The sequence below is a fragment of the Streptomyces asoensis genome (assembly GCF_013085465.1).
In the GTDB taxonomy this organism is placed as follows: domain Bacteria; phylum Actinomycetota; class Actinomycetes; order Streptomycetales; family Streptomycetaceae; genus Streptomyces; species Streptomyces cacaoi_A.
On sequence record NZ_CP049838.1, the window covers coordinates 6,729,704 to 6,751,348 of the forward strand.

A 21,645-nucleotide genomic window follows, 5' to 3' on the forward strand; every position below is an offset into this window, starting at 1 on the left:
GGACGCCTGAGCCGGTCGCTTGAGCCGGTCGCCTGAGTCGGACGTCAGGTCGCCGCTCGCGTCTCGCGCACGCGGTACTCGCTCGGGCTGATGCCGTGTTCCCGCTTGAACGCGGCGCTGAAGGCGAACGCGTTGGCGAATCCGACGCGGTCCGCCACCACGGCGAGCGTGGCATCGGGCTCGCGCAGCAGGTCGGCGGCCAGGGCGAGGCGTCGTTCCCGTAGGTAGGTCATCGGCGGCTGTCCGACGAGGGCGGAGAAGCGCCGGGCCAGGTTCGCCCGGGACACGCCGGTCTTCGCCGCCAGGGCCGGCAGGGTCCACGGGTGGGCGGGGTCGGCTTGCAGCATGCGCAGGGCGGGGCCGACCACGGGATCACTGTAGGCCCGGTACCAGGCGGGGACCTGGGCGCCGGGGCGGGTGAACCAGGCGCGCAGGGCGGTGATGAGCATCAGGTCCAGAGCCCGGTCGAGCAGGATCTGCTGACCGGGCTCCTCGCGGGTGATCTCCTCGAAGATCGCCGCACTGACCGGACAGACACCCACGTCAGCCTCGATGACAGCCAGGGGTGGCAGCGCGGCGAGCAGTCGGCCCGGGGTGCCGCTGTCCACGGTGTACAGGCCGTTCAGGAGGAGTGTGCCGTCCGGACCTTCCGTGTCCCGGACGCCGGCATCCGGAACTCGGGGGCCGACCAGTTCCTCGCCCTCCGGGGTCGTGCAGCGGCCACCGGGAAGGATCACCACGTCCGGTTCGGTGTCCGGGTCGTCCGCGATCACATACGGTGCGCCGCCGCACAGCACCGCGACGTCCCCGGAGCCGATCCGCACCGGGTCGCCGCCCTGGGGAGTGATCCAGGCGGAACCGCGAACGAGGACCGCGAGGGCCAGCGTCGAGCCGTCCTCGAAGCGTGCTGCCCAGGAGCCGGTCAGGGAGGACTGGTTGAAGACCGCGCCACTGGTCCGTACCCCGTTCAGGAGGTCCGTCAGCGGATCCGTGCTGGTCAGCCCCCTGGGACCCATGCCGGTCAGCGTAGAGGAACGCATGCGTGGACGAACGCATATGGAGGTGAGTCCACACGGCATGGATCGGACCGATGGCGACTGATTCAGTCGAGGCCATGAACGACGATGTCATGAGCGACGAGACGATCCTGGTGACAGGGGCCACGGGCAAGACCGGCCGCCGGGTGGCGCGGCTGCTCCAGGAGCGGGGCGTGACGGTCCGCGCGGTGTCCCGGTCCGGTACGCAGTCCTTCGACTGGGCGGACCGCTCCACCTGGGAGCCCGCGCTGGAGGGCGTGACGGGGGTGTACCTGGTGGTGCCCGACCTCGGCAGCCCGCGGGCCGCCGAGGACATCGCCGCCTTCGCCGGGCAGGCGGCGGCGACCGGCGCCCGTCGAGCGGTGCTGCTGTCCGTGCCCGAGGGCGGGCTGGACGAGGAGCACGTCCTCGCCGCGGAGCGGGCGCTCGAGCACGCGGGCCTGGACTGGACCGTGCTACGGCCGCGGTGGTTCTTCCAGAACTTCAGCGAGGACTTCCTCCACGACCCCGTCCTGAGCGGCGAGGTACGGCTGCCGGCCGGGGACGGCAAGGAGGCGTTCGTCGACGCCGAGGACATCGCCGAAGTGGCGGTCGCCGCCCTCACGGAAGCCGGGCACGCCGGGTGGCACTACGAGCTCAGCGGGCCCCGGCTGATGACCTTCGGGGAGGCGGTCGCGGAGATCGCCCGAGCCACCGGCCGCGAGATCCGTTACGTGTCGCTGACGCCGGAGACCTACGGGGACGAGCAGCGTGCGCAGGGTGTGCCCGAGGAGTGGGTGCAGTTGTCGGTCAACCTGTACGAGTACGTCCGCTCCGGCGGCCTCGCCTCGCTCAGCGACGGCGTCCAGCGGGCGCTGGGCCGTGCTCCCCGGGACTTCTCCGAGTACGCCGACACCGCCACCCGCCAGGGCGCCTGGAACACCTGACCTTCCACCCGATCAGTCCCACGGGCACCCTCCCCGCACGGCGGGGAACGAGGACTTACCGTCAACGGATCAGGCGCGCGTGCGCCTCGCTGCACCCCCACCGGCCTCGGCCACGCTATCCGGAGTGCGTCGGCCAGAGCGACCCGTGACGGCCGGCTCGTGCCGATGCCACAAAGCACCCAGTTGTGGTGATTCGCGTCAGGCCGCAGAGCGGGGGAGGTCAATGGAACGGCTTTCTTCTACGACTTGGTAGCCAGCGCTCGTGTAAAGGTTCATCGCCACCTCATTGCCGCCCCACACGGTGAACATCAGTGCCGAGTCACCGGCGGCGAGCGTTGCCCGTTCGCCGGCCGCCATCGCGGCCCGCCCGTACCCTTTGCCGCGGTGCTGTTCCTGGATGTGCAGTGAGTAGCCGTAGGTGACCCCTGGTAGGTTCCCGTGCTTCAGCCAGCCGGTGCCGATCTGCTCGCCAGCCGTTTCGAGCACCAAGAACGTGTTGTCGGGCGTCGCCAGGCCCTCGGGAATCAGTTTCGCGAAGTCGCGATCGGACTTGCGGACGGCCGCCTCGGGGCTCAGAGCTCCCGCCCGGACGATGTCGCCGACGTAGGCGGCCTTCTCGGAGGCGAGCCACTCGGGATATTCAGTCGGTGTCATCGGCCGTGCGGTGACGCCGCCGAGTGGTTCCGGCGGAGAACTGACGCGCCGCATCCTGAGCTGACCACGGACGCCGTAACCGTTGAACAACTCGCCGGCGGGCTCGGTGAGGAGTATGCCCAGCCGACGTGCGCCGTGCTCCGCACACCATCCCTCAGCCCAGTCTCGGGCGGCTTGCTCGTGCCCCTGGCCAGCGTGGAGCGCGTCTAACCGGAGGTCGCCGATACGGCCCGCGAGCGCGCCGTCGTCGTCAGCCACGACCACGGCGACGTATCCCACTCGGGTCCCGGCGTCCGTGATCTCGGCGATGGTCCAGGTGCCGACATCGGCGCGTACATTTTCGAGCTTGCGTTCCGCCGCGGCGTCGCTGAGTCCGGCCGCTGTATAACGAGCGCGTAGCCGCTGCTCGAAGTCTTTCTGCCATTCCTTGTTGTCACCGAGGATCCTGAATTCTGTCACCTGGTCACACTAGCCACGTTGTCGTGGGCCTGGGTCGGTAATTTGGTGTCGACAGGCCTCCGGGACTCGTGTACTTCCCGAGGATTGGCGTGCGGTCCGTGGAGCCGACCGCCCCAGCCACGACGTACCCCTGCTCTGGCATCAGGCGGCTGACTGCCGTGCCGCGCGCGGGGAGCGGACGAGCCGCCTTGAACCAGTGGAGGAAGTTCGAATCATGGTTTGGCTGTTGGCGTCTCTCGATCGAGACGAGGCTCGGTGCAGCGCAGGGACGGAGCGAAGACAGTTGCGTAATGAACTGGCCTGGTGTTCAAACTTGTTCATCGGTCGCGAGGGTGACAGCCTGAGCCCGGCTTCCCTCAAAAACTGTGTGTCGTGGACGCCGACGCGAAGCCCCTACAGCGTTGCCATCCGCATCCGGCAGCCCGACACACGTGTCAGCGATCTGCTGAACCGAGGAGCCCCAACGATCGGCTTTGGCCTTTTGCGCATTCGGGCGGCCTGACTGGCGGTCTTCTCCGGCACGGCCCGGGGTTCGGCAACACGGTGCTCGGCGACGCACAACACGCGCTTGACGCACCCAACCTCGCCAGCCGCACCGCCTCGGATGCGTTCCCGGCCCGGGTGGAGCATGGCCCAGGACTGCACCGCTTTATCGGCGGCGCGCGATGTCGCACCGCGAGCAACGCGCCGAGGTCCACCTGGCCAACTCCTGGCACGGGTCCACCGCCCCCCAACTTCCCGGTCGGCATCCCCTTCCGTGTTCCGCGCGCCACGGCTTACAACGGCTAACACAATGAGCTGAGTTGTCGGTGGGTGATGAGGCAGCAGGCGAGTTTGAGGAATGCTTCGTGGATGTCGGCTCGCCGTTCCCATCGGATCCGCAGACGTCGGAAGCCGTGCAGCCACGCAAAGCTCCTCTCCACGACCCAGCGGTAGGTGCCCAGTCCTGTGCCGTGCAGGGTGCCGCGGCGGGCGATCGCGGGCACGATGCCGCGGGCGCGGACCTGGTCGCGGTAGATGTCGTGGTCGTAGCCTCGGTCGGCGAACAGCGAGTCCGGCCTGCGGCGGGGACGTCCGACCCGGCCGCGGACCGGCGGGATCGCGTCGAGCAGCGGCAGCAACTGCGTGACGTCGTTGCGGTTGCCCCCGGTCAGCAGGACCGCAAGCGGGGTGCCGTGCCCGTCGGTGATCAGATGGTGTTTCGAGCCGGCCCGGCCCCGGTCGACCGGCGAGGGGCCCGTGTGGATCCCCCTTTTAACGCCCTGACGTGGGAGGAGTCGACCACGCACCTCGACCAGTCCAACCGGGAAGCCGCATTCAGCTCGGCCAGCAGGACCTCGTGCAGCCGCTGCCACACGCCGGCCTCGTTCCAGTCCCGCAGCCGCCGCCAGCACGTCATGCCCGAGCCGAAACCGAGCTCCTGCGGCAAGTACTCCCACTGGATCCCGGTATGCAGCACATACAAGATCCCGCACAGCACGTCCCGGTCCGGCAACGGCTTGCGGCCGGGATACCGAAAGCGCCGCTCACGCTGCGGTAACAGCGGCTCCAGGCGATCCCACAGCTCATCCGACACAATCCACGGCGACGTCCCCACACCAGACCGAACGCTCAACTCCCGCGCCAGTCACGGCAGCCAGGACCGATCCACCTCTTTGTGTTAGCCGTTGTTAGTACGCGGTGTCGGTATCGGATTGCCCACGTCCGGACGCACACGACCGCCGCAGTCACCACGATGAAGGGGGCGGCTCCGCCTCAAATCCCTGGCGGCGGAGTGGGAGTGGCTGAGGACCACTTTTACTTGACGACCACGAAGACCATATGCCCTCCGTAAGGCTCAATTGCGGTACGTAACGAGGACCTGTAACTAAGTCTTCCCCGAGCTCCTCGGCTCGTAGCACGGTAGGTTTGCACGCGGCTGGTATCACGGCGCCTTACAGGCCGACGGAGACCGCAACTTACAGTCGGGCGGTTGAAACTCGAAATATTCCGCTCCTGCTGCCGTCAAGTTGCCCAGTTGTCAGCTTCGTGATCCAATTGAACTTGCGGAATACTTCCAGTGAAGCGTCACGCGAGAAGCTACTCCTTGTTGATGCTCCTGTACCACGGTCCGCGAGTAATTGCGCGATGCTAGTTTTCGAGACCCTCGCGCGGTGGCAGAGATCGAGGAAATATCGATGAAGAAGCGGATATTTGTCACGTGCTCCTTCGCCATTCTTCTTGCTGTCTCGACCACGGAGAGCGGCGCTCGTCCCTTGGGTGCCGATCATGCGGAGTCAATCGTAAAGGTGGATCCCGGCCTACCCAAAGCTCGGCAGGGGGACCTAAAGGGCATCTCGCTCGTGCTATTGAACGTAGACAGGGCTAAATCCAGACGCGGCTGGGACACCCTTACGGTGGAACTGGGGATCCGCAATAATTCGGATTCCGCAAAAGGGTTGGCGCAGATGGCCAACCTCGCGGGAAAGGTGCATGTCGCGGAAGGCTCTCCCACATATGACGTGCGTTTGTCTAACGCGATCTTTCCGAAGCAAACGGGCATACATGACACTCTTCTTCCCCCAGGGATGGCTGTATGCGGATTGCTGAATGGGTCTGCAGAGGTTGTTGTGCCGACAGCCGTCGGAGAGGTTCCAGCAACGTTGCATCCGACACAGCTTGAATTTACAGACCTACCTAAGGTGAATCTACAGAGCAAGCCTGGCCAAGCACATTGCGCACCCGCCCTCCCCTCGAATACGTCAGCTGCACCTGCCGCAATAGAGCTGCGCCGTCCTGATGATTCTCAGGCCGTGAAACTTTCCATGGCCGGCTTCCGCCCTCTCCCAAGTGATTCCATCACGCGCCTAGAGGGCAAGATAGCAAATTCTGACCGTTTCGGTGACCTAGCGGTTGGTCCTGTCGACATGTGGATGATCGACAGGGATGGAGTTGCTCGTTTCTCTACCCCCGAAGAGCCCTACTGGGATTCTGCCGAATGTAATCTCGGGATTGAGAATGAGCAGGTCATTGTGCCTCCTGCGCTTGATTCGAAGGTGTGGGCATGCTATCCCTACCGTCCACCGCCTGATGGACACCCCGCCGTCGCCGTCATCCAATACGCCGACAATAACAATCCTTCAATCATGCGCCTGACGGATCCCCTGTAGCCCCCTGGTGGCTATGCGCACCTGTGTCCCAGGCTCTTGACCCGACTCTTTCCAGATTAGGGCCTCATAGGAGGAGGCATGACAACTTCTGCTAGCTGGTCACACTATTCGCTGAACTGGAAGGCGTCGCGTGATTGGCCGCTGGCTGCGGCCGCGATTTGCGCGTTTCTGAGCTTCATCATGCTTTTCCCTCCTTGGCTCACGAGCGGGAGTGGCAGCGAGAATGCCTTCGGGGATTCCCTGCAGTCTGCCGGTCCGGCTCTGATCGTTGTCACGACTTTCGCCTCCATTGTCCTACTGGGAGTAGCCATGGTGACGACTGATCGGCGCTACGTAAAGGCTGCATTTGTAGCTTCCTTGGCGCTTCTGGTTATTTACGTCATGAAGGTGGCAGACGTATCCGACTTGGCAGACCTATACAGTCGGCTCGCAACATCCTTCACGGGCGGGACCACAGTGAGTACTGGAGCTGGGCTGTGGCTGGGTTTCGCCTTTTCTCTCATGTCGGCAGTATTCGCCCTGTTGGCCTTGGTGCTCCAATGGGGAAAAGGAGAAGCGCTTGTGTATCCTCGCTCAAACGGGCCAGGGGAGTCCCCTGATGGCTCGCCGCTGAACACTCATGGGTCAGATTACGGAACACATCACGACCCCCCGCCCTCTCCGTCTTACGAACCTCCTCATAAGTGAGCATGATATGGGCTGAACTTACCGGAGGAATTGATGAGGAAACTGTGCGAGCTGGGATGTTCATCAACCAGGCCGATCAGTGCCGTAGCAGCGTGGGTAGCGATATCTCTAGCGCTAGCCACCGTCGCTGCGTGCGGAGCTGGGAAAAGCAGTCCGGACCAAGCCACGCGCACGATTACCACGATAGCACCAACTGTTACTGTGACTGAAAGTGAACCCTCGGCGTCAACCGAGTCGGAGTTCACTGACCCGGCCGCACAGGGGCAATACCTCACAGATCTGGATACGTTGACTTCTTCAGGCGGAGTGGATGCCGGCGCAGCAGATATAAACGGAAGAGGGTTCGCCCGAAGTGTTACGCTCAGCGCCAATGCTGCTGGTCCTGTGAGCTTTGCCGAATACAACCTTGGTCGCCAGTGGCGGACTTTCTCGGCCACAGTGGGGCTACGGGACGATTCCCCGACGGGAGGAAGTCTGACTTTCGAGGTAGTGGTGGACGGATCAAAAAAATATGGGAAGGGGATTCCCCTCGGAGAATCGCAGGAGGTCAAAGTTGACGTCACTCACGCATTGCGGATGAAGCTCATCATCACCTACGCAGGTCAGGAAGCCGGAAGTTACTATTATGGCTCGTGGGGGGACGCCAAGCTGAAGTAGCCCGTGCGGTGCCTCTGGGGCTCCGCCGCTGGGCGCACATGCTCGGGTACGGCGGTCACTTCTCCACCAAGCCCCGGCGCTACTCGACCACGCTGACCGCCCTTCGGCAGGCCCGCACCGACCACCGGGCGGAGCAGCAACAGACCTCACTCGGCCTGGCCGGCCATCCGACGGTCACGGTTGGCCGGTGGCGCTACGCGGGGCGTAACTCCCATGGCGCGTGAGACCCGTACGAAGGCGGCCGAGCTGCTCAAGGTGCGGCAGGTCCTCGACGAACTGGGCGGCATCTCCCGGCGCACCTTCTACCGCTGGCGGGAACTGCGTCTCGCGCCGGCCTGCATCCGGTTGCCGAACGGTGAGCTGCGGGTCCGGCGGGACGTGTTCAACGACTGGTTGGAGGAGCGGGCGGAGGGGGCGGCGTCGTGAAGTCGTAAAAGGTCGTCATCTGGAAGCTCAGCATCAATCGCTCCGCGAAGAAGCCGACGTATCTCGTCCGGTGGTCCGTGGATGGTGAGCCGTTCCACGAGTCGCACAAGACGAAGGCGCTGGCGGACCGGTTCCGCGCAAAGCTTCTGCGTGCCGCTGACAAGGGCGAACCGTTCGACACCGTGACCGGTCTGCCGGACTCACTGCGGGGCGGAAGGGCGGCGCTGTCGTTCCTCGACCTGGCGCTCAAGTACGTGGATGCGCGCGGTGGATGGAGGCGTCAGCCAAGCAGCGGGACAGCATGACCGACGCACTGGCGACAGTCGTTCCCGTCCTGGTCAAGCCTGGACGGGGGCGGCCGGCTCCGGAGGTGCTGCAGCGGGCGCTGCGCTCGTACGTTCTGCCGATACCGCGCAGGGAGCGGGAGCGGGAGCGGCCGGAGGAGATCTCTGCGGCGGTGCGGTGGATCGAAAAGGCGTCGCTTCCGGTGGGGAAGCTGCAAGAGATCGTGCGTGTATATGAGCTCATCGATGCGCACGGCCGGAGGTTGGACGGCAAGCCTTCGGCAACGCAGACCTACCGGCGACGTCGAGCAGTGGTCTTCAACGCCCAGGGGAGACCACCACCATCGCGGACGGCTGTTACAGGGGAACCGGCCTGGTCATCCCACACCGCTGTAAGCCCTTCCAGGCCCAACTGCCGGCCTGGAAGGAAGAGCACAACGCCTCCCACCGCAAGGTCCGCGCCCGCGGCGAGCACGTATTCGCCCACATGAAGGGCTGGAAGATCCTGCGCGACTGCCGTCTCAAGGGAGATGGCGTCCACCACGCCGTGCTCGGCATTGCCCGGCTGCATAACCTCACCCTCGCCGGATAGACGACCGATCCTCAAGGAGGCCGACCGCCCCTCCGACAACTCGGAGATCATTTACGGGACAACCCTGTGCATCGAGCCTCAGTGTGTCGCCTGGGGCTCGATGGCCTCGTCCTTTGTGACAGCGGACCTGCACGGAAGGCCACCAAGATCATTACGTGGCCATTGCGTGATCACTGGCAAACGGCTGCTTCCGGCGGCATCTTCCTGCACATACGCCAAGACCCCGTCCTCAGCGAAAGCGCTGGTGGCGGGGTCTTTGGGCACCTAATCCAAGGTGCCCCCGGCAGGATTCGAACCTGCGCACACGGCTCCGGAGGCCCCTTGAGAGTCGGGCAACGCAGCAGGTCATAGCACTGCGCGAGGCAGATCAGACGGGACGAGTCCACGGATGGTCCACGACTGAATGGGCACCTCTCTGGAGTTCGATCAAGGCTAAGTCTCCACCCTGGGAGGCTAGGGGGTTCCGGGGTCCGGCGTGCGCCGTGCAACCGGCTACCGGCTTCTGGGTGCCCGCTGGCAGCCTAGGGGCGCTGTCGGTGGGTTCGTGGATGATCAGCGCATGACATATCACTCCCGGGGCGCCCTGGGCTCTCTCGCCCTTCAGTACCTGCCTCCCGACGTTGCCACGGGCGGCGGATTTAGCATTTATCTCCACTAATGACTTCACGTGGGTGCCCCGTGAGAGGATCGCGGACGTGAAACTGATCGAGAACACTGAGGCACGACGGGTGGAAGCGCTCAGTGTCCTTGACCCCCGGACTCAGGCCGCCCTGGGGCAGTTTTTTACCCCTGCACCAGCCGCCGACCTGATCGCCTCGATGCCTCGCCTAGAGACGCTGAGCCATACTGTGCGCGTTCTGGATCCCGGTGCCGGGGTCGGCTCGCTGACCGCCGCACTGGTGACCCGACTGCACGAAGATCGCCCTGAGCTGGACGTTCACGTCGTTGCTGTGGAGACTGACCCGCAGGTCATGCCGTACCTTCGGGCCACGCTCGAGGAATGCAGGGCAACCTACGGCACCACGTTCGACCTCGTGCAAGGCGACTACCTCACCGACGACGACGCATTCATCGACGGGCCGTTCGACCTCGTCGTCGCTAACCCGCCCTATGGAAAGCTCGCCGCAGGCAGCCTGCACCGTACGGTCATTGCGCAGCACCTGGTCGATGCCAGCAACATCTACACGGCCTTCTGGGCCAGGGCCACAGCCACCCTCGCGCCTGGGGGCCAGATCTCGATCATCGTGCCCCGCTCCTGGGCCAATGGCACCTACCACCGCGCCTTTCGTCAGTGGATGCTCGACCGCACCAGCCTCGACGTCCTCCACGTTTTCGAGAGCCGCAACACGGTCTTCGCCGACACCGGCGTCCTCCAGGAAAACGTCATCGTGGTTGGCACACGGGGCGACCAGCAACCACAGGTCGTCCTGTCGGCGTCGATTGCGCACGACGACGCCCCGCTGCGCCGCACCGTCCCGTTCGATGCCGTGGTCCTGCCCGGGGACCGCGAGCGGTTCGTCCGCTTCGATGACTCCGCGGTCGTGCCGCCGGCCGTCTCATTCACCTTGGCCGACCTGGGCTTGGGCGTCAGCACGGGCAAGGTCGTCGACTTCCGCAATCGCGAATACTTGACCGAAGACCTCAGTGCCGACAGTGTCGTGCCGATGGTCTACCAGGCGAATGTGCGCGGCGGAGAGATCGAGTGGCCACAGCGCCCCGCGAAGAAGCCGCAAGGCTTCTCCCCCACCACCGAGGCCGCCAGCAAACTACTCCTGCCCGAGGGGCACTACGTTGTCATCAAACGCTTCTCCGCGAAGGAGGAGAAGCGGCGCGTGGTCGCGGGCGTCTGGAAGCACGATGGCCCGGTTGCCCTGGATAATAAGACCAACTACCTGCACGAGAAGAAGGGGCCTATCGACCCTCAGCTCGCGCACGGGCTGATGCTCTGGCTGAACTCCTCGATGCTCGACGCGATCTTCCGCACCTTCTCCGGGCACACCCAGGTCAACGCCGGGGACGTCAAGACGCTCCCCTTCCCCTCCCGTGACGACCTGGTGCGCTTGGCGCAGAACGCGCCGGAATGGCTCCCGGAGCAGGCGAAGCTCGACGCTCTCGTAGCTGACTTGTTCCCAGCTGTCGTAGGCTCAGCAGAGTGATCAGCCCTTTACGAGCATCCGTCGACAACGCTAGCGCCCTCCTGCAAGCCTTCGGCTTCGACAAGGTTCGCTCCAATGACAGGTCCGCCCTGACAGTCCTTGTGCTGCTCGGCCTGGAGCCCGGCGAGCCGTGGGACGTGGCAACCAATCCGCGCCTCGGCGTCACGGAAGTCATGGGCATCATTGCGGACAAGTGGGGCAAGGGGTACGCCCCGAACTCGCGCGAGACGTTCCGCAAGCAGACGCTCCACCAGTTCGTCGACGCGGGGTTCGCTGAGCACAACTCCGATGCTCCCGAAGGGCGCGCGGTCAACTCCTCAAAGAACAATTACCGGATCGCTCCGGCTGCTCTGTCCGTAGTGCGTCTCTTCGGCACCCCGGGGTTCCAGGACGCCCTCGACGCCTGGATAGCCGAAGCTCCTACCCAGCAGGCCGCTTACAAGGCCACTCGCGAGATGCAGATGCTCCCGGTCACGCTGCCCGATGGTTCTCCGTTCCGCCTCTCTCCTGGTGGCCAGAACCCCCTGATCCGGGACATGGTCGAGGAGTTTTGCCCTCGCTTCGCTCCCGGCGGGCAGGTGCTTTACCTGGGGGATGCCAAGGATCACCGCTACGACATCCGTAAAGACGACGTTCTCGCACGCCTCGGACTGACCTTCGACGAACACGGCAAGAACCCGGACCTCGTGGTCTACGACGAGCGGCGCGGTTGGCTTTTCCTGATGGAAGCCGTCACTTCTCACGGACCCATCGACTTCGGACGGCGTGAGCACCTGAAGACCCTCTTCGCAACGGACAAGGCAGGGCTGGTGTTCGTGAACTGCTTCCCGGACCGCGCCACGATGCGCAAGTGGCTGGCCGACCTCGCATGGGAGACCGAAGCCTGGGTGGCTGACGCGCCTGACCACCTGATCCACCTGAACGGCTCACGGTTCCTCGGCCCCTATGAGTAGTTACTGATGGGGCAGGGATCTTCATGATCTTCCCCCACTGAAGCCGGCGGCGCGCTGGTGGCCTGCCTTGGCGTACGGCGGGTGGTCGAGGAATCACAGTTTTATGAGACAGGCTCGGTGGTCTCGGGCATGAGCTGCGACTTCGCCGACCGGGGAAGCGGGCGGCTCGTTGACCGCAGGGCACCGGTGTTGACCGTGCTGACCTCTGCATCTGGCACGGTTGTGGCACGAACCTCAGCCGACGACAGTCAGCCACGATGGCGGGTGAGCCGATCGCCTCGGCGCGCGTATGCCTCGCTGCACCCCACCGACCCCAGCCACGCTGCCAAGCTGTCGACCAGAGCGAGCTGTGCTGGCGGAAGCATGGCGGTGGGGACCTTGGGGGAGGACCTCTTCGTCCCGAAGCAACTTGGGCGAGGGCTCTACCTTGGGCCGGTGTGCTGTTCACCTGCGCTGATGGTCCGCAGACGTCCGTACTCGTCCGCGGTTGGTTGTCGGCGTTGTCACGCAGTTAGACACTCATGGCTGCTGTACAGATCGTTTCGCTGCCGCGTTCCGGGCGTGAGCTTCGCGTCGTAGTCGGCGTTCGTAGTCAGCGATTTGACGGGCCACGGGACGGCTGGTGGCAGTTCGGATCAACCGCTCGTTGTCACGATCCACCAGGAAGGGGCCGTTGCCTCCAAGCCGAGGGCGCCGGCCACTCTGGTCATCCCCGGCTGCCCCCCCAGTAGAAGATCCACCCGAATGACATGGCTTCTACGCGCAGGATCTGGAGGGAGTACTCGACGTGGCCTCGTACGTTGTCGATCTCGGCAAGCACCAGTTGGCGCGCGTCCTCCTCAGTCAGCATCGCCCGATGATGACATGGCGCCTCCACATGCCGGGATGCCTTACGCGCTCGCGTACACCCGCTTTAGGAGTTCGGTTCAATCCCGCTTCGGACGTCGTAGTCGACTGGCGCGACGGCCGGACAGGATTGTCGGTGTACGCCCCCGTCCGGCGTCGTTGATGTCAGCGGTGGATGTCAGAACCTTCTGATCCGTAGCTCTAGCGGGATCGGTCAGCAGAGTCATACCGGCCGCTGGGCGGGCCCGGTGGGACGCTACCGTGCGGGGGCGGCTACCAGGGTTGCGGCACCTGGCTGCTGTCCCGCACGATCCAAACGGGGTGACCATGGAACGGCATGTGTTGGAATCGCTGTTGATCGGTGATGATGAGGCGTCCGTGGTAGCTCTGGCCGCCCTCCGCAGCGGCGCCCCCTACTCGGTGGAGGAGCGGGTGCAACCCACTGGTGCGCATGCCGGAGTCTTCGGTCGTCGACTTCAGCGCATGCGGATGCACGGATTCGAACCCCTTGGGCTGGAGCGAGCAGTGCAGCTCATCAGGGAATACGGCCTGCCTGTGCGCTCAGCGCTGATCGATCCTGGCAATCGGACACGGTTCACCCTGCTCTTCCTCACGGAGGACGGCAGCGCACTCGTGGCCTGCGCTAGCTGGCCGCTGCCGCTGGTTGCCAGGAAGCCACCGCTCTAGGAGCGAGGGCGGGAAACCGCTGGTCAGGGATCATTCTCGTCCTGGCCGTGGACTACTCTAACTAGAACTGGTTTCAATGGGTGCCCAAGTCGACTGCTGACGTGGGGCGTTGGGCTGACCTGCGCTGATGTGCGCGCTAGCTGTCGTCGGTTGTCGACGTTGGCCGGTGTCGGACGGCCCAGAGACGGCCCAGCGTTGGTCACTGCCCGGCCGGCCAGCCGACGGCGGAGGCTTCGGTGGCACGAGCTTCAGCCGCCTGCGAACCACGAGTAACTGTCTGGGGTGGCCGCGCACTGTCCGAGCCTCGTTGCGAGGTTGCCCAAGCGGCGAGCTGGCCGCGAGTTGTTGCGCGCCGGCCGTGATGAGTACGACTCCAAATCAATTCCCGCGCTTCATTACGCACTTGTCTTCTGACCCACAGTGGCGCGCTCCGAGGCCCCTCCCTTGCCCCTCCAACTTTGATACATGTTTGACGGCGGCAGCCAGATATGCGCGCTTCACTATCGTCTGGTCCTCGTGAGAGCCTCGGCCGCTGCAGGCGGCTCGGACTGGGTACTTACTGAGATGCGATCAAGGTGCTGTGGCGTGAAGCTGGATAGGTAGAGGACACTTAGTCAAACCCCCAGGGATGTGCCATGGGCTATCGGTTTGAACTGCGCGATGCGAACATCGTGGCGTACCTATCGCGGTGGCTGACAGAGGAGCCTCCCCGTCTAACGGGCGAGGATGTTCAGCGATTCCTCGGCAGCCTTCAGAATGCAGAGAGTAACCTTATATCCGCAGACCCGAGTTGGATTTATCGGGTTTCGCAAACTGCAATGGAGTCTCGCGAAAGGTACGGCTTGGAACTCCAGGCCGGACCTTATCAGCCCCTTGATGGAGCGACTGTCGAGCATGCCCTCTCAGGGTTGCGTGATATCTTCAGTGAATTCGATCTCTGCATACTGCCTGTGGGGTTGGATGAGCGAAATGTGCGAATGTATTCATGGCTCCGAGATGCTGCATACTCTTCCGGGAGTAACGCGATAGTCCTCATGCCGAGCCCGATCGGCGACTCCGAGAGTCTGCAGATATTTGACCCATTGCCGCCTATTAAGGCTATCGCCGACAATCCAGAGATCTGGCCCGGCGTTCTATTTTGGGCGAAAGGAAAGGGAGAGGCATTTGTCCCGGCAGCCCACGCCGAGGAACTTTTCATTCAGCTATCGCGCGAGTTTGATCACGGAGTAGAGGCCTTGTCAGCCGTAATGGATAAGTACAATTCCACCCTGGATGGGGTGCGCTCTAATCAAATCCTCCACCTGAGCGATCTTCACTTTGGCACAGATGAGGCTCAACACCATGAAGCATATTTCGAGACGTGGCTCGGTCATATTCTCCCCGCGATGGATCGCGTAGTGATCACAGGTGACGTATTTGACTCGACCAGAGAGGTTGATTTTTGGGCATTTGATCGCTTCTATAGGGCGCTTAGTAACGCGTGCCCTAAGGATCCAATCCTCGTGCCAGGCAATCACGACCAGCGTGTTTATGGCCTGAAGTTCGGCAAGTTGGGGGAGGACACGCGGTTCCTGTCGAGGATCGCCTTCCATCCAGGCGTGCTGGCAGATGACGATCTGCGCTGTGTGTTCCTGTTGTTTAACTCCTCTGAAGGGCAGGATTTCGCTAGAGGGGAAGTCTCAATTGATCAACGCCGCAGAGTGGCTACGCAGCTTTTGACCGAATATAAGAGAAGTCCGCAAATTGCGGAGTATTCAAGAATAGCGCTTGTCCACCACCATCCAATCCCGTACTCGCCGCAGGAGGCGCGCCCGATACAAAAGGGCTTGAAAGGGTTGTTTATGGGCAATGAGAAGTATATAGAAATGCGCGATTCTGAGGAATTTCTCAAATGGTGCGCGAAGCGAGATGTGCCTCTAATTCTTCATGGTCATAAGCACCTTCCGAGGCATCGACTAGAGGGTATATTCGAGAATGGGAGATTTCTACGAGAAATAACCGCAGTGGGCTGTGGCGCTTCCCTTGGAAAGGGTACTGGCCGCCTGGCTTACAATGTCGTTAAATGGCATCCGGAGGCTGAGCGATGGTCGGCCAAATTCTTCAGTGGGCCGATTGATGGTAGCGAATTCAGCGAGGACTTTGTAACGCTCTACCGGGGTACTCTCGAGAATCGTCCTGGTTGAGGTTTTAGTCGAGTGAAATCTTGAGGTTCAACGATAAGGTCGGCGGAGCGGCTTTGGGCTGGAGCTGCTTTGGGGCGAGTGATCATGGCCCCGTAAGCTCATGGCGAGTCGGGCAGTCAGTGGACCTGCCCGTAAAGCACGACGTTGGGGCCATGATCTTCGAGGCTCGCCCCAAAGTGGCTGCCTAAAGCCGTGGAGCCGACCGCCCCAGCCAGAGAGGGTGTCTCCCACTTCATGCCCGCAGCCGCCGGGCGCGGCCAGCCGGGGCGCAGACAGGAGGCAGGCCGCGCCGCAGAGGCGGCGCGCGCCCGCGCCGTGCGCGGGCCTTGAACCAGTAGAGAAAGTTTGAATCATGGTCTAGCTGCTGGCGTCTTCCTGGGCGATCAAGACAAGCAGCGTTGCAACGCTGGGCCTGGAGGGAAGATGGTCGCGTGCTCCCATCTCGACTGTTGTGGCGTGATCCCAGACCCATCCCCAGCTTCAACCGGCAGGAGCCCGTGACACAGATTGTGTGTGATCCGGACTTCTACGAACCGGTGGATGAGGACGACTGCTCAGTGTTCTCGTACTTCTGCCAACCGCATGACCGCTTCTACCGGTATGACGGCTGTGGCGAAGGGGCGCACCTCATCGCCCTGCACTGCGAACGGCACGGGGCCGAGAACATGTGGCCTCAGCCCCTCATGATGGCGTTCCCCGACTGGTTCTCCCCGCCGCTCAGTGACGTGCAACTGGCCTGGGTGCGATCGGAAGAGGCCGCTTCCTGAGGACTGCGGGACGGATGGACCTCGGCGCATCGGGAGACCGTTGCCCCGTGGTGTAGAACCCTGGGTATGGGGAGTGAACGGCGGGAGCTGATGAAGGCGCTCGGGATGCGTCTTCGAGGGCTTCGTGCAGAGGCTGGTCTGACGGGTGCCGTGTTGGCGCAGCGGGCCGGCGTGGGGCAACCGACCGTGTCCAAGGTGGAGAACGGGCGCATGGTTCCCAGCCTCGACGTACTGGGTCGGTTGTCGCTGGCTCTCGATCTCGACGAGTCGACCTCTCGTGAAGTGCGCGACCTCCTGGGCGCCGTGGAAGCTGCACCGGACACGATCGAGTTGTCCGATGAGGAGGTTCCTGCTGGCGCAGTCCTCGATCAGGCGGTGCGGTTTGCTCGGCTGGTTCGCTCGTTCCAGTGCGTTGTCCTGCCGGCCATGCTTCAGAGTGCTGAGTACGCCCGGCACGTTTTCGCGAGTGCGCCGAACTCGACTCCTGAGGCGGTCGGTCGGGCTGTCGCTGCCCGTGTCGAGCGGCAGAGTCTTCTGTACGAGCCGGGGCGGGAATCGGTGTTCGTGCTGACGGAAGCCGTGTTGCGGACGTGGCCGGGGAATCCTTCGCTGATGCTTGCCCAGTTCGACCGGCTGCTGGCCGTCGAGAGTCTGAGCACTGTGCGCCTCGGAGTGATCCCCTGGCGTCGGGCGGTGCCGGTCATGCCTCGTCACGGGTTCACCTTGTGCGACCAGCGGGCGGTCGTCGTCGAGTCCTTCCGTGGTGAGCGGGTCGCGGACGACCTCGACGAGGTCGCCCTGTACGAGGAGACCTTCCGGCGCTTCGAAGAGGCTGCGATCTTCGGCCGTGAGGTGCGTGAGCTCCTGCTCCGGGTGATGCAGGAGTTCCGGGAGATGGAAGACTTCGCCACCCGCTAGAGGAATAATTCCTCAAGATGCCTGGCTCATGGGTCGCGCATGGGAATACTCTGCTCGCTGTGTCGTCTAGCCCCCTAGACGAGGAGGAGTGTTCCCATGTCCCAAAGTTGGTGCCGCATGTTTCCCGGCTTGGCCTGGCAGGTGGCGCAGGCCCGTCACTTCGTCGCCGCCCTGCTCGAGGATGAGGCTTCAGACCTCGTCGATGACGCCGTCCTGGTCGTCGGGGAGCTGGCGGCCAATGCCGTCCGGCATACGCGGAGCGGCTGGTACCGCGGATGGTTCCTCGTAGTCGTCCACTTCCGCGACGACCTGGTCCGAGTCGAAGTCGTCGACCAGGGTGGCGACGAGGAACCCCAGGTTCGAAGTGTGGCCAGAGGCGTGGAAGAGGATGGCCGCGGGCTGATGATGATTGCGGCCTGCGCCGAAGACTGGGGAGTGAAGGACCGACCCTCCGGCGCGCGCTGCGTCTGGGCCGAGCTGGCGCGGAACGGCTCGTGAAGGGCTCATGCGCGGCGGTGATCGGTAGCCGCCTCGTGGGCAGTGGCGGGTGAGCCCTCGGGGGGGGTGCCTCGGCGGCGGGCCGGCTTCTATGTGATCGGTGTTCATTCGGGCAGGCGACTCCCGCCCATTCCGTCTAGGGCCCTAGACTCCTGGGTACTTCTAGGAGGTGTGGTCATGTCGGACGAGTTGCAGCGGATCATGGCGATCGATGATCCGTACCTGCTCCTGCGTGAGGTCACGACGCGGTTGGCCGACGCGCAGCAGGAGGTGACCGAACTCGCCCGGCTCCGCCGTCGTGTGGTTCAGGACCTCCACTCGCAAGGGCTGTCGTACGCGCAGATCGCCGAAAAGGCCGGCCTGAGCCGCGGGCGGATCCATCAGATCCGGCATACCGGCCCGGCGCCGGAGGGTGCGTTCCTTGGTGCGGGTGCTGTCACGGTCGTGACTCCGCTTCGGTGGGACGACGACAAGAAGCGCACCGTCGTCGCTATGGCTGACGTGAACTCCGGGAAGCGCTTGGAGGAGCTGGCCAAGTCGTACGGGCTCGATGTCAGCTCGGGCAATGTGTTGGTGAGTGGTGAGGTCGACCTCAACCGTGACGGCCTGGTCGTCGTCTGCGGGCCGGGCATGTCCCAGGACATGAGCGACCTCTACGCCCAGGACCCAGTACTCAGCTGGGAACACCCCGATGGTGAGCCGTGGACGCTGGTGGACCGTCGTACCGGCACGGCGCACCGCGCGGGACAGGACACCGACTCGAACCGTCCGTACGACGTCGGATACCTCGGCCGGCTGCCCCGCCCGGACGGCAACGGCTCGGTGCTCGCCATCGCCAGCATCCACAACGAAGGATCCCTCGGCGTCGTCCAGCTGCTCGCCTCCGACCTGAGCACGCTGTGGGGCCAGGTGGGAGAGCATTGCTTCTCCACGCTGGTCGGCGTCCAATACGACCCCGAGACCGGCGAACCGCAGTCCGTCGAACTGCTCACTCCCCTCTACCGGCACGACGAGGAGACGACGGCGTGAAACGTCGTCCTCGCCGCACTGCCTGCTGAACCAGGGCGGGAAAACGAGGACTTCGCCGCCGCGGCTGCCGGGGCGGCTGTTCTCCTGGACGGGGCCGGCGTGGCCGGGGCGGAGACCGGGTGCACGCACGGCATCGCCTGGTTCTCCTCGACACTGGGCGGGCTGCTGCTGAGCACCATCACCGCACAACCTGCCCGGCCGCTTGCCGACTGCCTGGCCGACTCCATCCGGGTCGTTCGGTCCTTGCATGAGGACAGCTGCGATCTGACCTATCGGGCCAGCCCGACCAGTACCGTCGTTGCCGTCCGGGTCGGCGCGGGAGCTCTGGAATACGTCGTGCTCGGTGATTCGACGCTCCTCCTCGCCGACGAGGACGGGAAGACGACTGCCATCACCGACCAGCGCCTGGACGAGGTCGGCAAGCGGCTCCGCGGTCCAGTCGACGAACTGCTCACGGGCTCACCCGAACATGCTGCCGCCCTGGCCCGGTACCGGGATGCCCTTACGGGGCTCCGCAATCGGTCGGGCGGCTTCTGGATCGCCGGGCCCGATGCGCAAGCGGCCGAACACGCCCTGACCGGGGTGGTACCGCTGGAGAACCTGGCGTCCGTAACGCTGCTGAGCGACGGGGCGACGCGCCTTGTCGACTCCTTTGACATCGCTACTTGGGAAGGGACGTTGTCAGTCCTCAGCTCTGCCGGGCCCGGTGAACTGATCCGCCGTGTGAGGGAAGCAGAGACCGGCGACCCTGATGGTCGGCGCTGGCCGAGCGGCAAAGCGCAGGACGATGCCACTGTTCTTCACTGGGTGCTGTCGGAGTAACCGGCGCTGCCCCTGCTCTCGTCCTCGCTCAGATGCGATAGGCCCCTGCTGGTACACCGCGGGTGACGCCGTACGGGGTCAAGGCGATGACGCCGGTTCCCCGTGACGGTGTGTCGGGGCCGATGTGGAGAGGGCTGACGCCGTAGGAGTCGGCGAGGTCGGCGGCGAGGTCGTGCGCGGCCCACTGCCACTCGTCCTCGTCCTCCTGGCTTTCCTGCGCCGGGTCCCAGGCGGGTTGCAGCCCCAGTTCCGTACGACGTGCTCGCTCGTACGGCACGGGTTCGCCGAGGGTGAGCAACTCGTCCTCTCCCACGCCTGTTTCGCAGTACCGCCGGACCACTACGCCGTGTTCGGCGATGAGCCAGGCGGAGCCGTCTCCCTGGCCTCCGTAGTAGTAGGCATGCGCCCGCCCGTAGCGGACGCTGAGTTCGGTGCACAGGCGCAGGACGTCATCGCGACGTTCCTCGCCGCTTGGGTCGCACCAGGCGCCGAGGACGAGAGTCCATCCGTTCAGCTCGGGCGTCACGAAGACCCGTTCGTAGCCGGTGTAGGGGTCTTCGTCGTCGCCGCAGCCGTGGCCGTCGGCGTCGACGATGTCGTTGCCGAGGGCGAAGGTCACAGGTCTTGGGTCGACCACGCCGAGGGCGCGCAAGATGCCGGTCTGGTCGCCGCTCGGGAGGGCGATCCAGTGATTCCAGCACCCCCACATTCCTTCGGGCCGGTCGTCCGGGAGCTTGACGCGTATGAGTCGTTCGATCGCGGCCACGTCGGCGGCGGACAGTGCGGGCTCCCCGCCCAGGGCGGCGAGCACCGTTAGCGCTCGCGCTCGCTGTTCTCCCGGCCCCACCTCCCGAATGCGCTGGAGCAGTGGAATCACGTGCGGTCCCTGGAAGACCAGGGTGTCTTGTGCCTGGCGGGCGACTTCCTGGTCCGGATCTCCGAGCAGCGGCAGCAGGGCGGCCACGGCTGACCGGCCGGCTTCGCCGCAGTACTGGATTCCGCGGACCGCTTCGCGGCGTACCAGCGGCACGGGATGGGAGAGGGCCGCGGTGTAGCGCTCCAGGAAGGCTGGACCGACGTGAGAGAACGCAAGGGCTATGTGCTTGAGGGAGCGCTCATCGGACGCGGAGACGAGAGCCTGGAGCAATCCATCGAAGCCCGAGTCCCCGATCCGCTGGAGGACGTCGGTGATCGGCCGCCAGGGCACGGGGGAATCTGCGGCTGTCAGCGCCCGTATCAGCTGCTCCACTGCGCCGCTCCCGAGCGCGACCAGGGCGTCTGCCGCTGCTTCGCGTCGGTCCGGCACCCCGAGGTCCCGGACCAAGTCGGTGTCCACCACGTTCCTCCAGGAAGTCGACCGGTGCCGGACGCATCATCGTGCAGGGGTCTGACACTGGCCGTGCGACCTTCTCGTATATCCCCCTAGACGGTTGACGGTCCGTCGGTCTAACGTAGTCGTCAATCCCCCTAGACAGTTCGGGCGGGTCGCCCCTCTGCTGTCTAGGGGGGTATCCAACTCAAGCGGTGCGGACTGAACGCATCGCCAACCAAGTGAGGTTCACGAAATGCGTGTCATCCCCGTAGACGTCTCGGCCGCGACGCTCCTCGTCACCAAGCTGCCCGAGGTCAAGGTGAAGGACCGTCAGACCGGTGAGATCGCCGTCGACCCGGTGACCAACGACCGGCTCATGGTGCTGGAGCTGGTGTTCATCGCGGCGGGCGGTTCGGACATGATCAAGGTCACCGTTCCCGAGAAGGGCATCGGTGAAGGCCTGGTGATGGGAGCTCCGGTCATCCTGCCCGGCCTCATCGCCCGGCCGTGGGAGAGCGAGTTCGGCGGACGGATGCGTCACGGTATCGCCTACCGGGCGGACGCTGTCATGGTCAACGCCCCGGCTCCGGTGCAGGGCTGAAC

General features: G+C 64.5%; 20 protein-coding genes and 2 pseudogenes. 17 read left to right on the top strand and 5 right to left on the bottom strand.

Features of this window, described 5'->3' with window-relative positions:
* Positions 1-44 precede the first annotated feature (44 nt).
* Positions 45-1,016 (bottom strand): AraC family transcriptional regulator, encoded by a 972-nt coding sequence (locus G9272_RS30230; RefSeq protein ID WP_171399446.1) that lies wholly within the window; start codon positions 1,014-1,016, stop codon positions 45-47.
* 74 nt (positions 1,017-1,090) lie between these two features.
* Here G9272_RS30230 and G9272_RS30235 point away from each other — a divergent pair, with 74 nt between their 5' ends.
* The gene (locus G9272_RS30235) at positions 1,091-1,963 is read left to right on the top strand and encodes an NAD(P)H-binding protein (protein WP_253267988.1); all 873 of its coding nucleotides are present in this window, start codon (positions 1,091-1,093) and stop codon (positions 1,961-1,963) included.
* A 198-nt stretch (positions 1,964-2,161) separates the two neighbouring features.
* Here G9272_RS30235 and G9272_RS30240 read toward each other — a convergent pair whose 3' ends face one another.
* Both G9272_RS30240 and G9272_RS30245 read right to left on the bottom strand, forming a co-directional pair.
* Positions 2,162-3,076, bottom strand: coding sequence for a GNAT family N-acetyltransferase (locus G9272_RS30240; RefSeq protein WP_171399447.1), 915 nt, complete (start codon positions 3,074-3,076; stop codon positions 2,162-2,164).
* Positions 3,077-3,861: 785 nt separating this feature from the next.
* Positions 3,862-4,673 (bottom strand): IS5 family transposase gene (locus G9272_RS30245; protein ID WP_437184317.1). Its coding sequence is split into 2 segments (ribosomal slippage): positions 3,862-4,319 and positions 4,319-4,673, totalling 813 coding nucleotides; the frame shifts between segments, so codons are not numbered across the junction.
* 556 nt (positions 4,674-5,229) lie between these two features.
* On the opposite strand from G9272_RS30245, the gene G9272_RS30250 reads away from it, so the two are divergent.
* The 8 genes and pseudogenes from G9272_RS30250 to G9272_RS30285 all read left to right on the top strand — a co-directional run bounded on the left by G9272_RS30250 (position 5,230) and on the right by G9272_RS30285 (position 11,980).
* Positions 5,230-6,225: a hypothetical protein gene (locus G9272_RS30250; RefSeq protein ID WP_171399448.1), complete on the top strand. Its 996-nt coding sequence runs from the start codon at positions 5,230-5,232 to the stop codon at positions 6,223-6,225.
* An 888-nt stretch (positions 6,226-7,113) separates the two neighbouring features.
* The gene (locus tag G9272_RS30255; RefSeq protein WP_171399449.1) at positions 7,114-7,569 is read left to right on the top strand and encodes an NPCBM/NEW2 domain-containing protein; all 456 of its coding nucleotides are present in this window, start codon (positions 7,114-7,116) and stop codon (positions 7,567-7,569) included.
* Between the two features lie 14 nt (positions 7,570-7,583).
* Positions 7,584-7,793: pseudogene (locus G9272_RS30260) on the top strand (replication initiator); the annotation flags it as partial.
* Positions 7,783-7,995, top strand: coding sequence for a helix-turn-helix transcriptional regulator (locus G9272_RS30265; protein WP_171399450.1), 213 nt, complete (start codon positions 7,783-7,785; stop codon positions 7,993-7,995). The pseudogene G9272_RS30260 and the gene G9272_RS30265, both read left to right, overlap by 11 nt.
* A 77-nt stretch (positions 7,996-8,072) precedes the next feature.
* Positions 8,073-8,300: a hypothetical protein gene (locus tag G9272_RS45515; protein ID WP_253267989.1), complete on the top strand. Its 228-nt coding sequence runs from the start codon at positions 8,073-8,075 to the stop codon at positions 8,298-8,300.
* Positions 8,301-8,541: 241 nt separating this feature from the next.
* A pseudogene (locus G9272_RS30275) lies at positions 8,542-8,871 on the top strand (transposase family protein); the annotation flags it as partial.
* Between the two features lie 695 nt (positions 8,872-9,566).
* Positions 9,567-11,027: an HsdM family class I SAM-dependent methyltransferase gene (locus G9272_RS30280; protein ID WP_171399451.1), complete on the top strand. Its 1,461-nt coding sequence runs from the start codon at positions 9,567-9,569 to the stop codon at positions 11,025-11,027.
* Positions 11,024-11,980: a BsuBI/PstI family type II restriction endonuclease gene (locus G9272_RS30285; RefSeq protein WP_216377838.1), complete on the top strand. Its 957-nt coding sequence runs from the start codon at positions 11,024-11,026 to the stop codon at positions 11,978-11,980. The genes G9272_RS30280 and G9272_RS30285 overlap by 4 nt, the downstream gene beginning before the upstream one ends.
* Positions 11,981-12,686: 706 nt before the next feature.
* Here G9272_RS30285 and G9272_RS30290 read toward each other — a convergent pair.
* A complete protein-coding gene (locus G9272_RS30290) occupies positions 12,687-12,830 on the bottom strand; it encodes a hypothetical protein (RefSeq protein ID WP_171399452.1) in 144 nt (47 codons plus the stop codon).
* Positions 12,831-13,153: 323 nt separating this feature from the next.
* On the opposite strand from G9272_RS30290, the gene G9272_RS30295 reads away from it, so the two are divergent.
* From G9272_RS30295 to G9272_RS30325, 7 genes are all read left to right on the top strand, one after another.
* Complete coding sequence (locus G9272_RS30295) at positions 13,154-13,513, top strand: hypothetical protein (RefSeq protein WP_171402242.1); 360 nt, start codon at positions 13,154-13,156, stop codon at positions 13,511-13,513.
* A gap of 635 nt (positions 13,514-14,148) precedes the next feature.
* Positions 14,149-15,696 carry a metallophosphoesterase family protein gene (locus G9272_RS30300; RefSeq protein WP_216377839.1) on the top strand — a complete coding sequence of 516 codons (1,548 nt, stop codon included), beginning with the start codon at positions 14,149-14,151 and terminating at the stop codon, positions 15,694-15,696.
* 497 nt (positions 15,697-16,193) lie between these two features.
* On the top strand, positions 16,194-16,463 hold the full coding sequence (locus G9272_RS30305) for a hypothetical protein (protein ID WP_171399454.1): 270 nt from the start codon (positions 16,194-16,196) through the stop codon (positions 16,461-16,463).
* 66 nt (positions 16,464-16,529) lie between these two features.
* Positions 16,530-17,381 carry a helix-turn-helix domain-containing protein gene (locus G9272_RS30310; protein ID WP_171399455.1) on the top strand — a complete coding sequence of 284 codons (852 nt, stop codon included), beginning with the start codon at positions 16,530-16,532 and terminating at the stop codon, positions 17,379-17,381.
* Positions 17,382-17,477: 96 nt separating this feature from the next.
* A complete protein-coding gene (locus G9272_RS30315; RefSeq protein WP_171399456.1) occupies positions 17,478-17,879 on the top strand; it encodes an ATP-binding protein in 402 nt (133 codons plus the stop codon).
* 177 nt (positions 17,880-18,056) lie between these two features.
* On the top strand, positions 18,057-18,908 hold the full coding sequence (locus G9272_RS30320) for a sigma factor-like helix-turn-helix DNA-binding protein (RefSeq protein ID WP_171399457.1): 852 nt from the start codon (positions 18,057-18,059) through the stop codon (positions 18,906-18,908).
* A gap of 18 nt (positions 18,909-18,926) precedes the next feature.
* Entirely contained in the window at positions 18,927-19,730 is an 804-nt protein-coding gene (locus tag G9272_RS30325) for an integrase (RefSeq protein WP_171402243.1), read from the top strand.
* A gap of 28 nt (positions 19,731-19,758) precedes the next feature.
* On the opposite strand, the gene G9272_RS30330 is transcribed toward G9272_RS30325, so the two are convergent.
* Positions 19,759-21,066, bottom strand: a complete 1,308-nt coding sequence (locus tag G9272_RS30330; protein ID WP_253267990.1) for a HEAT repeat domain-containing protein — start codon at positions 21,064-21,066, stop codon at positions 19,759-19,761.
* Positions 21,067-21,295: 229 nt separating this feature from the next.
* Between G9272_RS30330 and G9272_RS30335 the strand changes: the two genes are divergently transcribed.
* A complete protein-coding gene (locus tag G9272_RS30335) occupies positions 21,296-21,643 on the top strand; it encodes an SCO3933 family regulatory protein (protein WP_054239926.1) in 348 nt (115 codons plus the stop codon).
* The last annotated feature ends 2 nt before the right edge of the window (positions 21,644-21,645 follow it).

Excerpts from the sequence above, each read along its gene's own strand:
- G9272_RS30230 (WP_171399446.1), bottom strand. The coding sequence starts at position 1,016 with ATGGGTCCCAGGGGGCTGACCAGCACGGATCCGCTGACGGACCTCCTG.
- G9272_RS30235 (WP_253267988.1), top strand. The coding sequence starts at position 1,091 with ATGGCGACTGATTCAGTCGAGGCCATGAACGACGATGTCATGAGCGAC.
- G9272_RS30265 (WP_171399450.1), top strand. The coding sequence starts at position 7,783 with ATGGCGCGTGAGACCCGTACGAAGGCGGCCGAGCTGCTCAAGGTGCGG.
- G9272_RS30290 (WP_171399452.1), bottom strand. The coding sequence starts at position 12,830 with ATGCTGACTGAGGAGGACGCGCGCCAACTGGTGCTTGCCGAGATCGAC.
- G9272_RS30295 (WP_171402242.1), top strand. The coding sequence starts at position 13,154 with ATGGAACGGCATGTGTTGGAATCGCTGTTGATCGGTGATGATGAGGCG.
- G9272_RS30300 (WP_216377839.1), top strand. The coding sequence starts at position 14,149 with ATGGGCTATCGGTTTGAACTGCGCGATGCGAACATCGTGGCGTACCTA.
- G9272_RS30310 (WP_171399455.1), top strand. The coding sequence starts at position 16,530 with ATGGGGAGTGAACGGCGGGAGCTGATGAAGGCGCTCGGGATGCGTCTT.
- G9272_RS30315 (WP_171399456.1), top strand. The coding sequence starts at position 17,478 with ATGTCCCAAAGTTGGTGCCGCATGTTTCCCGGCTTGGCCTGGCAGGTG.
- G9272_RS30320 (WP_171399457.1), top strand. The coding sequence starts at position 18,057 with ATGTCGGACGAGTTGCAGCGGATCATGGCGATCGATGATCCGTACCTG.
- G9272_RS30335 (WP_054239926.1), top strand. The coding sequence starts at position 21,296 with ATGCGTGTCATCCCCGTAGACGTCTCGGCCGCGACGCTCCTCGTCACC.